The organism is Paraburkholderia sp. BR14374 (assembly GCF_040948685.1).
In the GTDB taxonomy this organism is placed as follows: Bacteria; Pseudomonadota; Gammaproteobacteria; order Burkholderiales; family Burkholderiaceae; genus Paraburkholderia; species Paraburkholderia youngii.
Genome location: NZ_JBFPKF010000008.1, coordinates 134,829 through 148,394, shown reverse-complemented (window position 1 = coordinate 148,394; position 13,566 = coordinate 134,829). Strand labels below are relative to the sequence as shown.

Below are 13,566 nucleotides of genomic sequence, written 5' to 3'. Positions count from 1 at the left end.
TCGCCACCGCCACCGCTCGTAAGTCTTTGAATTCTAGTCTTCAAACGGGGATCGCTTCAGCCGGTTCGGGTTGATTCAGCTCGCTATTTTCGTCGCTGAAAACGTGCTCACGCGTTGGCGCCGACGCGCCTGCGGCCGCCAGCGCCTGGCCGATCACCGTAAGAATTTCGTCAGAGTCCTGCACTCGCCGGATCGCCGCATGCAGTTCGGCCGCTTGCGGCCAGGTCCGCTGCAGGTAGCTGAGCCACTGCTTGACGCGGCCGTGCTCATGGGTCAGCGAGCCGTGCGCCCGCAGCTTGTTCAGGTAGCCGACGATCGAACCCAGCACCTGCGGCCATTCGTCGGCCGACGCACACGGGTCCATGAGCCCGCGGATTCGCTGCGCGAGGAATGGGTCCGACACGGCGCCGCGGCCAATCATCACGTCCGTGCAGCCGCTGACCGAGCGGCAGCGCTGCCAGTCCGCGGCTGTCCAGACCTCGCCGTTCGCGATGACGGGTACATCGACGGCGTCGTCGATATGCGCGACCCACTCCCAGTGCGCAGGCGGCCGGTAGCGGTCGTCGCGCGTGCGCGCATGCACGACGAGCGAGGCCGCGCCGCCGTCCACGAGCGCCTGCGCGCATTCGATCGCCCGCGACGTGTCGGACACGCCGAGGCGCATTTTTGCGGTCACCGCGATATCGGCCGGCACCGCGGCGCGCACGGCCGCGACGATCTGGTTCAGCAGCTTCGGGTTCGCGAGCAGCATCGCGCCGCCGCCATGCTGATTGACCACTTTGGCGGGACAGCCGAAGTTCAGGTCGATACCGTACGGCGACAGCGTGGCCGCGTACGCGGCGTTGCGCGCCATCCACTCGGGATCGCTGCCGAGCAGTTGGATCACCATCGGCGTGCCGCTGGCCGTCACGCTCGCGTGCAGGATCTCGGGCGCCTCGCGCTCATAGACGCGCGTCGGCAGCATCGAGCCCGTGATGCGGATGAACTCGGACACGCAGCCGTCGAAAGCGCCCGCGCTCGTCAGCACGTCGCGCAGCACGTAGTCCGCAAGCCCTTCCATCGGGGCGAGAAACAGCCGGCTCATGAGGATGTGGGTGAACGGCGGATCAGCGAAGAATGATCCGTGCGGCCTTCGCAACGGAACACACGGACGCGATCAGGGAGACGGTCTGAAACATAAGGCGGGTCCAGCGGAAGGAAAACGATAACGGCGCTAGCAGCGATGTGCCGGCAGAGGGACGCAACGGACCTTGAACCGCGGCCTGAATCCGGTTCCGACGGAAAAGCGTCCCCACGCGCGGGCCGGTATTGTAGCGCGTCGGTGGCTGCGCAATCGTGCGAGCCATATGGGAGATTGGCAACGGAGCGGCTGGATGCCAACGCTACGCCGACGGCCAGGAGCTGGCTCAGCCAGGTCGCGATCCCGTTGCAGCCATGAAGGTCGGCTTCGCGTCCGCGGGCTACCCCGAAGCCCTCGTCGACCCGAGCGGACCTCGCCGCCATTCACTCGTTCACTTCTTCTCCGGCTCCGGATTGCCCTGTGGCGTAGCCGGCGCATTGCTCGCGTTGTTCGCATTGACAGCGCCGCCCGGCGTGAACGGGAACGTGGCGAACATGGTCTTCGCCTGGTTCTGCATCTGCTCCTGCATTTGCACGAACATGTTCTTCGACTGCTCGATATAGCTGGTCATCATGCCCTGCATCATCGGCGCCTGCATGTTCATGAACTGCGACCAGACCTCGGGGTTCATCGCCTTGCCTTCATAGAGATTCTTCGACTGGTCTGCGAGCTTCGCCTGAATGTCGATGAAGGCCTGGATGTTCTTCTCCAGATACGTGCCCATCATGCCCTGCATCGCATGACCGTAGAACCGGATGATCTGCGACAGCATCGACGACGAGAACATCGGCAGGCCGCCGCTCTCCTCTTCGAGAATGATCTGCAGCAGGATCGAACGCGTCAGGTCCTCGTTGCTCTTGGCATCGATCACCTTGAAATCTTCCTGATCGAGCACGAGCTGCTTCACATCAGTCAGCGTGATGTAGGTGCTCGTCTCCGTATCGTAGAGCCGACGATTCGGATATTTCTTGATCAGTCGTTCGGCCGTTTTCTTTGTAGTAGTAGTCATGTAACGCCTTTAAGCTCGAGTTAAGCAAACGCGGAAACGGCGTCCGGGCTGTGCGATCGAATCGATTGCGCAGCCGGGACGCCGGGGAAACCGTCTGAGCCGGAGCGCGCCGCCATCCGGTCCGGCGCGCCGATGGCTCAGCCCATATGCAAGCCGCCGTTCAGCGAAAAATCTGCGCCGGTGGCGAAGCCCGATTCGTCCGACGCGAGCCATGCGACGATCGAGCCGATTTCGTCCGGCTGACCGAGGCGGCGCACCGGAATCGTCGCGACGATTTTTTCCAGCACGTCCGGGCGGATGGCCTTGACCATGTCGGTGCCGATGTAGCCCGGCGACACGGTGTTGACCGTCACGCCCTTGGTCGCGACTTCCTGCGCGAGCGACATCGTAAAGCCGTGGATGCCCGCCTTCGCAGTCGAATAATTGGTTTGGCCGAACTGGCCCTTCTGGCCGTTCACCGACGAAATGTTGATTACGCGGCCAAAGCCACGCTCGACCATGCCGTCGATCACCTGCTTGGTGACGTTGAACAGGCTCGTCAGGTTGGTGTCGATCACCGCGGTCCAGTCTTCGTGCGTCATCTTGCGGAACACAACGTCGCGCGTGATGCCGGCATTGTTGACCAGCACGTCGATCTCGCCGACTTCGGCCTTGACCTTGTCGAACGCGGCCTTGGTCGATTCCCAGTCGCCGACGTTACCCTCGGAGGCGACGAAGTCGAAGCCAAGCGCCTTCTGCTCGTCGAGCCACTTTGCACGGCGCGGCGAATTCGGGCCGCAGCCCGCGATCACCTTGAAGCCTTCCTTGTGCAGACGCTGGCAGATGCTGGTGCCGATGCCGCCCATGCCGCCCGTTACGTACGCAATTCGCTGTGTCATAAACCACACTCCGTTATCGTTTTCGAGGCGCCTGCCGGCGGCCTCGTGCCTCGCCTGATGCTGGTTCACGTTGCCGCCGGGCGACCGTCTGGCAACGCGCGCTGCCGGCCCGAGTCACCTGTTGCAGCGCAGCGCGCCGCACCGCCAGTTGGCGTGCGGCGCGGCCAGATGGCTGTGCCGGCGAAGGCCGCGCGCGAACGGTCGCGGTCGCGCGCGGCGTACCCAGCGTACTTTAAACTCGCTCGACCGCGAGCGCGACACCCATGCCGCCGCCGATACACAACGACGCCAGACCCTTCTTCGCATCGCGCTTCTGCATTTCGTGCAGCAGCGTAACGAGAATCCGGCAGCCGGACGCGCCGATCGGGTGGCCGATCGCGATCGCGCCGCCGTTCACGTTGATCTTCGACGTGTCCCAGCCCATCTGCTTGTGCACGGCGAGCGCCTGCGCGGCAAACGCTTCGTTGATTTCCATCAGGTCGAGGTCGGCCGGCGTCCAGCCCGCGCGCTCGAGGCAGCGGCGCGAAGCCGGCACCGGGCCCATGCCCATCACCTTCGGATCGACACCCGCGTTCGCGTACGCCTTGATGCGCGCGAGCGGCGTGAGGCCGAGCGCTTCCGCTTTCTTCAGCGACATCACGAGCACCGCGGCCGCGCCGTCGTTCAGGCCCGACGCATTCGCCGCCGTGACCGTGCCTTCCTTCGAGAACGCCGGCTTCAGGCCCGCGAGCGATTCGGCCGTCACGCCGTGACGCACGAATTCGTCGGTGACGAAGCGCAGCGGCTCGCCCTTGCGTTGCGGAATCTCGACCGGCACGATTTCGTCGTTGAAGCGCCCTGCCTTCTGCGCGGCTTCCGCCTTGTTCTGCGACAGCGCCGCGAACGCGTCCTGCTGTTCGCGCGTGATGCCGTGTTCCTTCGCGACGTTCTCAGCCGTCACGCCCATGTGGTACTGGTTGTAGACGTCCCACAGGCCGTCGACGATCATCGAATCGATCAGCTTCGCGTCGCCCATGCGGAAACCATCGCGCGAACCCGGCAGCACGTGCGGCGCGGCGCTCATGTTTTCCTGGCCGCCTGCGACGACGATGTCCGCATCGCCGGCGATGATCGCGTTGGCCGCGAGCATCACGGCCTTCAGACCCGAGCCGCAAACCTTGTTGATCGTCATGCCGGGCACGGCCGACGGCAAACCCGCCTTGATCAGCGCCTGACGCGCGGGGTTCTGACCGGAGCCCGCCGTCAGCACCTGGCCCAGGATAACTTCGCTCACCTGTTCCGGCTTCACGCCGGCCCGTTCGAGTACGGCGCGAACCGCGACCGCTCCGAGTTCAGGTGCGGCAACCTTCGCCAGCGACCCGCCAAACTTGCCCACTGCAGTACGAGCGGCCGATACGATCACAACATCAGTCATTTCCATATCCTCAGGGCATCCCGGCAAACTGCGCCGCAGCCCGTTACGTTAAAAATTGCGTCGCAACTTGCGTTGCTCTCACGCCTTCATCAACCAGACGCTCATTCACCTGCCAAACACCTATGCACCGGCCGACTGCGCAGCAACTTCGGACGCGCGCGTCGGCCCGTGCGTGAAACCTACTCCCGCTGCCGCACGTAGCGGCCCGGCGCCGGCTCGATGACCGGGAATTCGTCGGAGCCCAGCGTGGCGCGCGGCTTCACCTTTTTGCCGCCGTACTGATCGAGCCAGTCGGTCCATTCGGGCCACCAGCTGCCGGGCACTTCTGTCGCCGCTTCGAACCATTCGTCCGCGCTTGCGGGCAGCGTCTTCGCGTCGCTCTCGAGCCTCCAGAAACTGCGCTTTTTCTTCGCGGGCGGATTGATCACGCCGGCGATATGACCCGACGCGCCGAGCACGAACTTCAGCGGTCCGGTAAGCAGCGGCACGGACGCGTACGCGGTTTGCCACGGCACGATATGGTCTTCTCGCGAACCGTAAATGAAGGTCGGCACGTCGATCTTCGACAGATCGATCGGCTCGCCGCAGCTGCTCAGCGCACCCGGCTCGCGCAGCTTGTTCTCGAGATAGGTGTTGCGCAGATACCAGACGTACATCGGCCCCGGCACACTGGTCGAGTCGCTGTTCCAGTACAGCAGGTCGAACGGCACCGGCGTGCGGCCCTTCAGGTAGTTGTCGACGACGTAGTTCCATACGAGGTCGTTCGGGCGCAGGAACGAGAACGTGTTCGCGAATTCGATGCCGCGCATCAGCCCCGGCGGCGCACCGTTCTTGCCGCCGATGGTCTGCTCGCGCATCTGCACGTGCGCCTCGTCGACGAACACGTCGAGCACGCCCGTGTCGGAGAAGTCGAGCATCGCGGTGAGCAGCGTCATCGACGCGGCCGGATGTTCGCCGCGCGCCGCGGCCACCGCGAGCGCGGTGGCGAGCAACGTGCCGCCGATGCAGAAACCGAGCGTATTGATCTGCTCGCGGCCGCTGATCTGGCGCACGGTGTCGATCGAAGTCAGCACGCCCTCGGCGATGTAGTCGTCCCACGTCTTGTGCGCGATCGACTGATCGGCGTTGCGCCACGAAATCAGGAATACCTGGTGGCCCGAATCGAGCCCGTGCGCGACGAGCGAGTTTTCGGGCTGCAGGTCGAGGATGTAGTACTTGTTGATGCACGGCGGCACGATCAGGAGCGGCCGCTCGCGCACGGTCGCCGTGCGCGGCTTGTACTGGATCAGCTGCAGCAGATCGTTCTCGAACACGACCGAGCCTTCGGTGTTCGCGAGGTTCTCGCCGACCGCGAAACGCGATTCGTCGGTTTGAGAAATCTTGCCGCGCTGCATGTCGCCGAGCAGGTTCATCACACCCTGGCGCAGGCTCTCGCCCTTGCTGTCGAGCAGCGTTTTCTGCGCTTCGGGATTCAGCGCGAAGAAGTTGCTCGGCGAGGCCGCCGCGGTCCACTGCTGGACCGCGAAGCGAATGCGCTCGCGGGTTTTCGGCTGGGTATCGAGCGCGTCGACCATCTGCTGCAAATAGCGCGCGTTCAGCAGATACCACGCGGCGGTGAACGCGTAGGCCGGCGACTGGCTCCAGGCGTCGGCGCTAAAGCGCCGGTCCTTGAGCTCGGGCGCCTTGATCGCCGATGTGGTGGCCTGCTGGATCAGTTCCATCGCCTCGCGCGAATAGTCGGTTTGCAGCTTCTGCAAACGCTCGGGCGGAATCGCGGCGGTGGGAATGCTGAGCCCCGGCAGCGCGCCGGCGGCCAGCTTGCTGAAGTCGGGCATGCCGGGAAATGCCGGGATTTGCGGAAAGCCCGCCGTGATCTGCGCGAGGTCCGGCATCTGCGGCATTGAAGGCATCTGGAATGCCGCGCCATTGGGCTGAGCGCCGAACGAACGCCAGGCGTTCATCCAGGCGTCGAGAAATTGCTGCATGCCTGCGGCTGACGATGCACCGCTCGTACCGGCCTGCTGCGTCTGCTCCTTCGAGGAGTCCGTGCTGGGGGAAGCTGAGGAATGAGATGCTGCCATGCCTGCTTTTGACCGGTAAGTCCTTGCGGACGGGTTGAGAGGCAGGTTCGTGCGCACGGAGCGATTGCTCGCGACTTCGTCACACCCTGTCTCATGAACGAGGAGGAGCTTAGAAGGAACATTCTTGCTCCCCATCACAAGGCATGTCAATGCTTGCTCCCGATTTTGCCGCGGTGCGATATTTTTTTAATTATCGTTTTCCCTGTATGGCAAATCGCGCTTTTGCGAAGAAATGTCCCATGCCGCACGCAACTCAAAAAAGTCCAACGGCGCATGGCACTTAAGCGTATTTATCCGTTCGCTCGCCCACAGAGCCGGCGGGGGATTCGCGCTATAGGCAATCCTTCCGGCAGTGCAACAAAAAATGTGCTTGAAGGCCGGTGAAAGGCCTTCAGTGACGGACCTGCCGTGCCATTCGCGAATCTCGAACCGGTGCGCGTTCACGCAGAATGAAACCACCGTTCGATTGTAAAAATATGACGAGATGCGCGCGCTACCCAGAATTAATCGGCAATTGATTGCGCCTGTTCGTCGATCCAGATCAACGCGGCCATACGGCCGGTTTCGCGGTCACGGCGATACGAATAAAAGCGCTCGCGCAGCGTGGCCGTGCACAGGTCGCCGCCGCTGATACGCGTAACGCCGAGCCGCTGCAGGCGCAAGCGCGCCAGCGCCGGCAGATTGGCGAGATATTTGCCGGCATTCGCGGGATGCGCGACGAACGCCTTCGCGGTCGCATCGCATTGTGCGCCGTCGACATCAGTCATGAAGGCGTCACGGACGTCTGCACCGACTTCGAACGCGTTGGGCCCGATCGACGGTCCGAGGTACGCATGCAACTCGGTGGCCGGCACGCCCGCCAGCGCCGCGACCCGCGCGGCGGTCTGCTCGACGATGCCCGCCGCGAGTCCGCGCCAGCCGGCATGCGCGGCGCCGACCGCGCGCCCCGCTTCGTCGCACAACAGCACCGGCATGCAATCGGCCACCATCACGACGCACGCGATGCCCGCGCGATCGGTGACGCTCGCGTCAGCGCGCGCCGGCGCGCCATGCTCGCGCGCGTGCGCGACTGCATCCTCGGCGCGCATGATGCCGGCGCCGTGAATCTGTTCGAGCCACGCGGTTTCGCGAACGCCGGTCAGCGCGACGAGCCGTGCGCGATTGCTCGCGACCGCGGCCGGATCGTCGCCGGTCTTCATGCCCAGGTTCAGCCCGCCGGGCTGGTCGGCGCCGTCGCGCCAGCGGCCGAACGGCGCGTCGCTGACGCCGCCGTCGCGCGTGGTCACGAGCGCGCGCACGCGCGGCGAGACGTTCCATGCGGGCTGCACGACGTCGGCAAAACCCAGCTCCGGCAGATTGGCGCTCATGCGTGATCGTCCTCGTCGTGGTCGCCGTCTTCATCGTACGCGCCATCGTCGAACGATGCATCGTAGTCCTCGTCATACGCGTCGTCGAACTCCCCCGCGTCGTCGCGACCGAGGCCGAGCGCGGCCGACAATGCCTCGATGTCGGCCGGCACGTCGGCGCGCCATTGCATCGAGCGGCCGGTCTTCGGATGGATCAGGCCGAGCCGCCATGCGTGCAGCGCCTGGCGCGCGAAGCCGTCCGGCAGCGGCGTGACCGAGCGCTTGCCGCGCGCGCGTCCGTAGACGGGGTCTCCGAGCAGCGGATGACCGATATGCGCGCAATGCACGCGAATCTGATGCGTGCGCCCGGTCTCCAGATCGCAGTGGATCGCCGTGACCGGCTGACGCTGCCAGATCGCCGCGGCCACGCGCCGAAAATGCGTGCGCGCCGGCTTGCCGGCCGCGCTCGTCACCACGGCCATGCGCGTGCGCTCGCGCGGGTCGCGGCCGATCGGCGCGTCGATCGTGCCTTCGTCGGGCATGCTGCCCCACACGAGCGCGAGGTAGCGGCGCTTGACCGTGCGCGCCTGCAACTGACGCACGAGGTCGGTCTGCGCCTCGAGCGTGCGCGCGACCACCATCAGTCCCGAAGTCTCCTTGTCGAGCCGATGCACGATGCCCGCGCGCGGCAGACCCGCCGCGGCCTCGCCATAGCGGTGGAGCAGTCCGTTCAGCACGGTGCCGCTCCAATTGCCGGCCGCCGGATGCACGACCATGCCGGCCGTCTTGTTGATGACGACCAGCGTGTCGTCCTCGTAGACGATCTCGAGCGGCACCGGCTCGGGCGTGAAGGCGAGCTGCTCGGGCAGCAGATCGGGCACGAGCTCGATCGTGGCACCGAGCGGCACCGACTGGCGAATCTTCGCCGGCTTGCCGTCGACGCGCACCCGCTCGGCCTCGATCCAGCTTTGCAGACGGCTGCGCGAGAACTCCGGGAATACTTTGGCGAGCACCTTGTCGAGGCGCTCGCCGGCCAGTTCGTCGGGCACCACGACGCTACGCGGCGCTTCGTCGGCCGCGCGCACGGGTACGGGCGCCGCCGTGGCCGCGGAGCCTTGCCGACCGCTTTCGGCGAGCGCGTCGCCGGCGAAATCGTCATCGAGGGAATCGACGCCCAACGCGTCGGCCGGGTCGGCGCTTACGCTATAATCTTTGTTGCTATTCCCGGCGCCTGCGGTGCCTGGAGTATTTGAGCGGGTCATTGAATCTGGGTCACCTGGACGTAAAGCTAGACTGGAAAATGCGAGCCTTGAACACCATCACTGAAGCGGCGATCAATTTGGCGGCCATCAAGAAGGCGGCCCGGAAAGTGGCCGGATACATTGCGTGCGCCGCGGCCGTCGTCGCTGTTGCGGCTTGCCACGGCCTGCCGGAGAAGACCGACGAAACGGCAACGTGGAACAACAACAAATTATATACGGAGGCGAACGACGCCCTGACCGGTGGTGACTGGGGCAAGTGCGCGAAGTATTTCGAGCTTCTCGAGGGCCGCGACCCGTTCGGCCACTTCGCCCAGCAGGCGCAGATCAACGTCGCGTACTGCAACTGGAAAGACAACGAAAACGCCGCCGCCGACCAGGCCATCGACCGCTTCATCCAGCTGCACCCGGATCACCCGGACATCGCCTACGCGTATTACCTGAAGGGCATGATCCACTTCAATGACGACCTCGGTCTGTTCGGCCGCTTCTCGGGCCAGGATATGAGCGAGCGCGATCCGAAGTCGCTGCGCGAGTCGTACGACGCGTTCAAGGTCGTGGTGGACCGCTTCCCGAACAGCAAGTACGCGCCGGACGCCGCGCAGCGCATGCGCTACATCGTGAATGCGCTGGCATCGCACGAAGTCCACGCGGCGGACTACTACTACCGCCGCGGCGCCTATGTCGCCGCGATCAACCGCGCGCAGCTCGCCTTGCGCGAGTACAAGAACGCGCCGGCCATCGAAGACGCACTGCACCTCATGATTCTGTCGTACGAGAAGCTGAACAACCAGCAACTCGCTGACGACACGCGCCGCGTGCTGGCCGGCACTTTCCCCGACAGCCCATACGTGACCGGCCACGCACGGCCCGGCACGGCGAAGTCGTGGTGGCAGTTCTGATTCCCCACGCGCCGACGGCACACTGACCGTCGTCTGAAAACAAAAACGCCACGACCGAGGTCGTGGCGTTTTCGTTTGTGCGCGCGGCGAGACTCAATCGCGCTCGAACAGCGCAATCGATTCCACGTGCGACGTATGCGGGAACATATTGACGACGCCCGCGCCGACCAGCCGATAGCCGGCCTCATGCACGAGCAGCCCGGCATCGCGCGCGAGCGTGCCCGGCGCGCACGACACGTAGACGATGCGCTTCGGCAGCGGTCCGTTGCCGCTCTGCGCGATCTCCGCGAGCGCCTTCGCGATCGCGAGCGCGCCTTCGCGCGGGGGATCGATCAGGAACTTGTCGAAGTGGCCGAGCGCGCGCAGGTCGTCGGCGGTGACTTCGAACAGATTGCGGCACGCGAACGACGTATGCCCGCCGACGCCATTGAGCTCCGCGTTCGCGAGCGCGCGCTGCGTCAGCACTTCGCTGCCTTCGATGCCGACCACTTCCCGCGAAATTCGCGCGAGCGGCAGCGTGAAATTGCCGATCCCGCAGAAAAGGTCGAGCACGCGGTCCGTGCGCGCCGGTGCCAGCAGGCGCAACGCGCGGCTCACCAGCACACGGTTGATCGCGTGATTGACCTGGGTGAAATCGGTCGGCTTGAACGGCATGCGGATGCCGTATTCCGGCAGCGTGTAGTCGAGCTGCACATCGAGCGGATAGAGCGGCGTGACTGTGTCGGGACCACCCGGCTGGACCCAGAACTGCACCTTGTGCTCGTCCGCGAACTCGCGCAGCACCTGCTCGTCCGCGGCTGTCAGCGGTTCGAGGTTGCGCACGACGAGCGCCGTGACCGAGGAGCCGACTGCGAGCTCGAGCTGCGGCATACGGTCGTAGATCGACAGCTTGCGGACCATGAAGCGCAGCGGCATCAGCATCGCCGACACATGCGGCGGCAGCACCTCGCAGGTCTTCATATCGGCGATATAGCTGCTCTTCTTCTCGTGAAAGCCGATGCGCATGCCGCCGCGCTCCGGCAGATAGCGCACCGCGAGCCGCGCGCGATAGCGATAACCCCAGGACGGCCCGTGAATCGGCCGGAACACCGTTTCGGGGCGCAGCTTCGCCAGATGCTGCAGGTTGTCCTCGAGCACGCGCTGCTTGACCGCCACTTGCGCGCGCATGTCCAGATGCTGCATCGAACAGCCGCCGCAGATGTTGAAGTACGTGCATTTCGGCGTCGTGCGGATCACGCTTTCGCGGAACACCTGGACGACTTCGGCCTGCTCGAATTTCGGCTTGCTGCGATGCGTCGAATAACTGACGAGTTCGCCCGGCAGTGCGCCTTCGACGAACACAACCTTGCCTGGCGTGCCGTCTTCACTCGCGGTGCGGCCCACGCCGCGCGCTTCCATATCGAGCGAAACGATTTCGATGACCGGTTCGTTGCCGGTAATAACGGGCGCCGGCGCCGGGGCGTGCGCCTTCGCATGCTTCGATGAGCGCCGCGGCGAGCGACGTTGGGGGGCAGTTCGGGACACCTGCGGACTTCCTGACAAACTATGGGGAAAGGCGAGATTGTAGACGAAGCGCCGGGCTTGCCAGTGGCGTGGTCTGGACCACGCCCGGAGCGCGCGGAGATCGCGGCCCGGATTGCGGCGCGGGACCCCGGCGGACGCGCTACTCGCGCGCCGTTACGGCTCGAACGCCGCCAGATACTCGGCCCACTGTGGCGCGGTTTCCAGCGCCAGCGCATTCTTCACGAGGTTGATCTCATCAGCATACTCCGACGGCGAAAAGCCGCCGCGCATCAACTGGAAGCGGCAATACAGCAGATACGTATTGACGACGTCGGTCTCGCAGTAATTGCGGATTTCCTCGATGCGCCCTTGCTGGAACGCCTGCCACACCTGACTGCCGTCCATGCCCATCTTGCCCGGAAAGCCGCACATCTTCGCGAGCGCGTCGAGCGGCGCGTTCGCGCGCGCCTGGTACATCGCGAGCACGTCCATCAGGTCGGTGTGGCGCGCGTGGTAGCGGCTGATGTAGTTGTTCCACTTGAAGTCGCGGTCGTCCTCGCCGAGATCCCAGAACCGGTACGCCGGGATGCCGTTGACGAGCGCGCGATAGTTGAGCACCGGCAGATCGAATCCGCCGCCGTTCCACGACACGAGCTGCGGCGTGTACTTTTCGATCACGCGATAGAACGACTGCACGAGCGTCGCCTCGCCGTCCTCGGGCGTGCCGAGCGAGCGCACGCGAAAACCGTTGTTGTCGCGGAACACGCAGGAAATCGCCGCGACCCGTTGCAGGTGATGCGGCAGAAAATCGCTGCCGGTTTTTTCGCGTCGCGCGGCGAACGCGTGCTCGGCGACATCGGCGTCGCTCATCGACGCGGGCAAATCTTCAAGACGGCGGATGCCGGCGACATCGGGAATCGTCTCGATGTCGAAAACAAGAATCGGTGTCATCAGGTCAGAGAACGGCGTCTTTGCGGACACCGTTTGAGGCGAAGAAGCGCTTGAGCCGCACCAGCGCTTCCTGTTGGATCTGGCGCACACGCTCGCGCGTAAGGCCCATTTCGTCGGCCAGCTCCTCGAGCGTGGCGGGCTCGATATGATTCAGACCGAAGCGCCGCTCGATTACATGGCGGTGCTTGTCCGACAAACGCGCGAGCCATGCGCGTGTCAGCGTTTCGAGCTCGCGATGCTGCACCTCGGCGTCTGGCGACTGGCTCTGGTCGTCCGACAGCAAATCGAGCAGGCTGCTCGCCGGATCGAGGTCGAGCGGCGCGTCGAGCGACGCGGTGTGCTCGTTCAGCGCGAGGATGTCGGTGACTTCGTCGGTGGTCTTGCCGGTCAGATAGGCGATGTCATCGATGCTCGCGTCACGGCGCTCGGCGGCTTCGCCCGAATTCATCGAGTTCTTTTCCAGATGGCGCTTCGCGCGTAACACCTGGTTGAGCTCACGAATCACATGCACCGGTAAGCGCACGGTGCGCGCCTGGTTCATGATTGCGCGCTCGATGCTCTGGCGAATCCACCATGTTGCGTAAGTCGAAAAACGGAAGCCGCGCGTCGGATCGAATTTTTCGATTGCGTGCATCAGGCCGAGATTGCCCTCCTCGATCAGATCGAGCAGCGGCACGCCGCGATTCAGATAACCCTTGGCAATGCTGACGACCAGCCGCAGATTGCGCTCGATCATCACCTGCCGCGCTTCGAACTCGCCGGCCTTGGCAAGGCGCGAATATTTCTGCTCTTCCTCGACGGTGAGCAGCGGCTTCACGCTGATGCGGTTTAGATAATGCTGGATCGTGTCGGCCGTGAGTTCGGCCTGCAGCAGTGCGCGGAAATCGTCGGCGTCGGGCACGGCGTCGCCGGTGCTTTCGCGCGCGTCGGCGCCCTCGCTGTCGTCGAGGCCGCTCTGGCGTTCGTCGAGATCGCGCTCCTCGACGATCTCCTCTTCCACTTCCGAAGCGCCGCTTTCGTCCACTGCGGCGGACGTGACTTCGCTGATCGTCTCAGACTCGGCTTGCGGCGGGCGGCGCTTCGATTTCGGCATGGTCGTATCG

At 64.7% G+C, this 13,566-nt stretch carries 11 protein-coding genes; 1 reads left to right on the top strand and 10 read right to left on the bottom strand.

Translation table 11 applies throughout. The features are described from left to right. Positions 1–40 precede the first annotated feature (40 nt). From AB3X86_RS20400 to AB3X86_RS20370, 7 genes are all read right to left on the bottom strand, one after another. Complete coding sequence (locus AB3X86_RS20400) at positions 41–1,084, bottom strand: tRNA dihydrouridine synthase (RefSeq protein WP_368597388.1); 1,044 nt, start codon at positions 1,082–1,084, stop codon at positions 41–43. Positions 1,085–1,511: 427 nt separating this feature from the next. Continuing rightward, a complete protein-coding gene (gene phaR / locus AB3X86_RS20395; RefSeq protein WP_176108638.1) occupies positions 1,512–2,129 on the bottom strand; it encodes a polyhydroxyalkanoate synthesis repressor PhaR in 618 nt (205 codons plus the stop codon). A 137-nt stretch (positions 2,130–2,266) separates the two neighbouring features. Beyond that, positions 2,267–3,007: a 3-ketoacyl-ACP reductase gene (locus tag AB3X86_RS20390; protein ID WP_176108639.1), complete on the bottom strand. Its 741-nt coding sequence runs from the start codon at positions 3,005–3,007 to the stop codon at positions 2,267–2,269. Positions 3,008–3,239: 232 nt separating this feature from the next. After that, a complete protein-coding gene (locus AB3X86_RS20385; protein ID WP_368597387.1) occupies positions 3,240–4,421 on the bottom strand; it encodes an acetyl-CoA C-acetyltransferase in 1,182 nt (393 codons plus the stop codon). A 179-nt stretch (positions 4,422–4,600) separates the two neighbouring features. Then, on the bottom strand, positions 4,601–6,406 hold the full coding sequence (gene phaC / locus AB3X86_RS20380) for a class I poly(R)-hydroxyalkanoic acid synthase (protein WP_368597532.1): 1,806 nt from the start codon (positions 6,404–6,406) through the stop codon (positions 4,601–4,603). Between the two features lie 599 nt (positions 6,407–7,005). Beyond that, positions 7,006–7,869 (bottom strand): peptidoglycan editing factor PgeF, encoded by an 864-nt coding sequence (pgeF, locus tag AB3X86_RS20375; RefSeq protein ID WP_368597386.1) that lies wholly within the window; start codon positions 7,867–7,869, stop codon positions 7,006–7,008. Continuing rightward, the gene (locus tag AB3X86_RS20370; protein ID WP_368597385.1) at positions 7,866–9,110 is read right to left on the bottom strand and encodes an RluA family pseudouridine synthase; all 1,245 of its coding nucleotides are present in this window, start codon (positions 9,108–9,110) and stop codon (positions 7,866–7,868) included. The genes pgeF and AB3X86_RS20370 overlap by 4 nt, the downstream gene beginning before the upstream one ends. Before the next feature lie 38 nt (positions 9,111–9,148). On the opposite strand from AB3X86_RS20370, the gene AB3X86_RS20365 reads away from it, so the two are divergent. Beyond that, positions 9,149–10,009 (top strand): outer membrane protein assembly factor BamD, encoded by an 861-nt coding sequence (locus tag AB3X86_RS20365; protein ID WP_368597384.1) that lies wholly within the window; start codon positions 9,149–9,151, stop codon positions 10,007–10,009. Positions 10,010–10,102: 93 nt separating this feature from the next. Here the strand turns inward: AB3X86_RS20365 and rlmD are convergent, their stop codons facing one another. The 3 genes from rlmD to rpoS form a co-directional block, all read right to left on the bottom strand. Continuing rightward, positions 10,103–11,533, bottom strand: coding sequence for a 23S rRNA (uracil(1939)-C(5))-methyltransferase RlmD (gene rlmD / locus AB3X86_RS20360; protein ID WP_368597383.1), 1,431 nt, complete (start codon positions 11,531–11,533; stop codon positions 10,103–10,105). 153 nt (positions 11,534–11,686) lie between these two features. Continuing rightward, positions 11,687–12,463 (bottom strand): 3'-5' exonuclease, encoded by a 777-nt coding sequence (locus AB3X86_RS20355; protein WP_176108645.1) that lies wholly within the window; start codon positions 12,461–12,463, stop codon positions 11,687–11,689. A 4-nt stretch (positions 12,464–12,467) separates the two neighbouring features. Beyond that, the gene (rpoS, locus tag AB3X86_RS20350; protein WP_176119886.1) at positions 12,468–13,556 is read right to left on the bottom strand and encodes an RNA polymerase sigma factor RpoS; all 1,089 of its coding nucleotides are present in this window, start codon (positions 13,554–13,556) and stop codon (positions 12,468–12,470) included. Positions 13,557–13,566 lie beyond the last annotated feature (10 nt).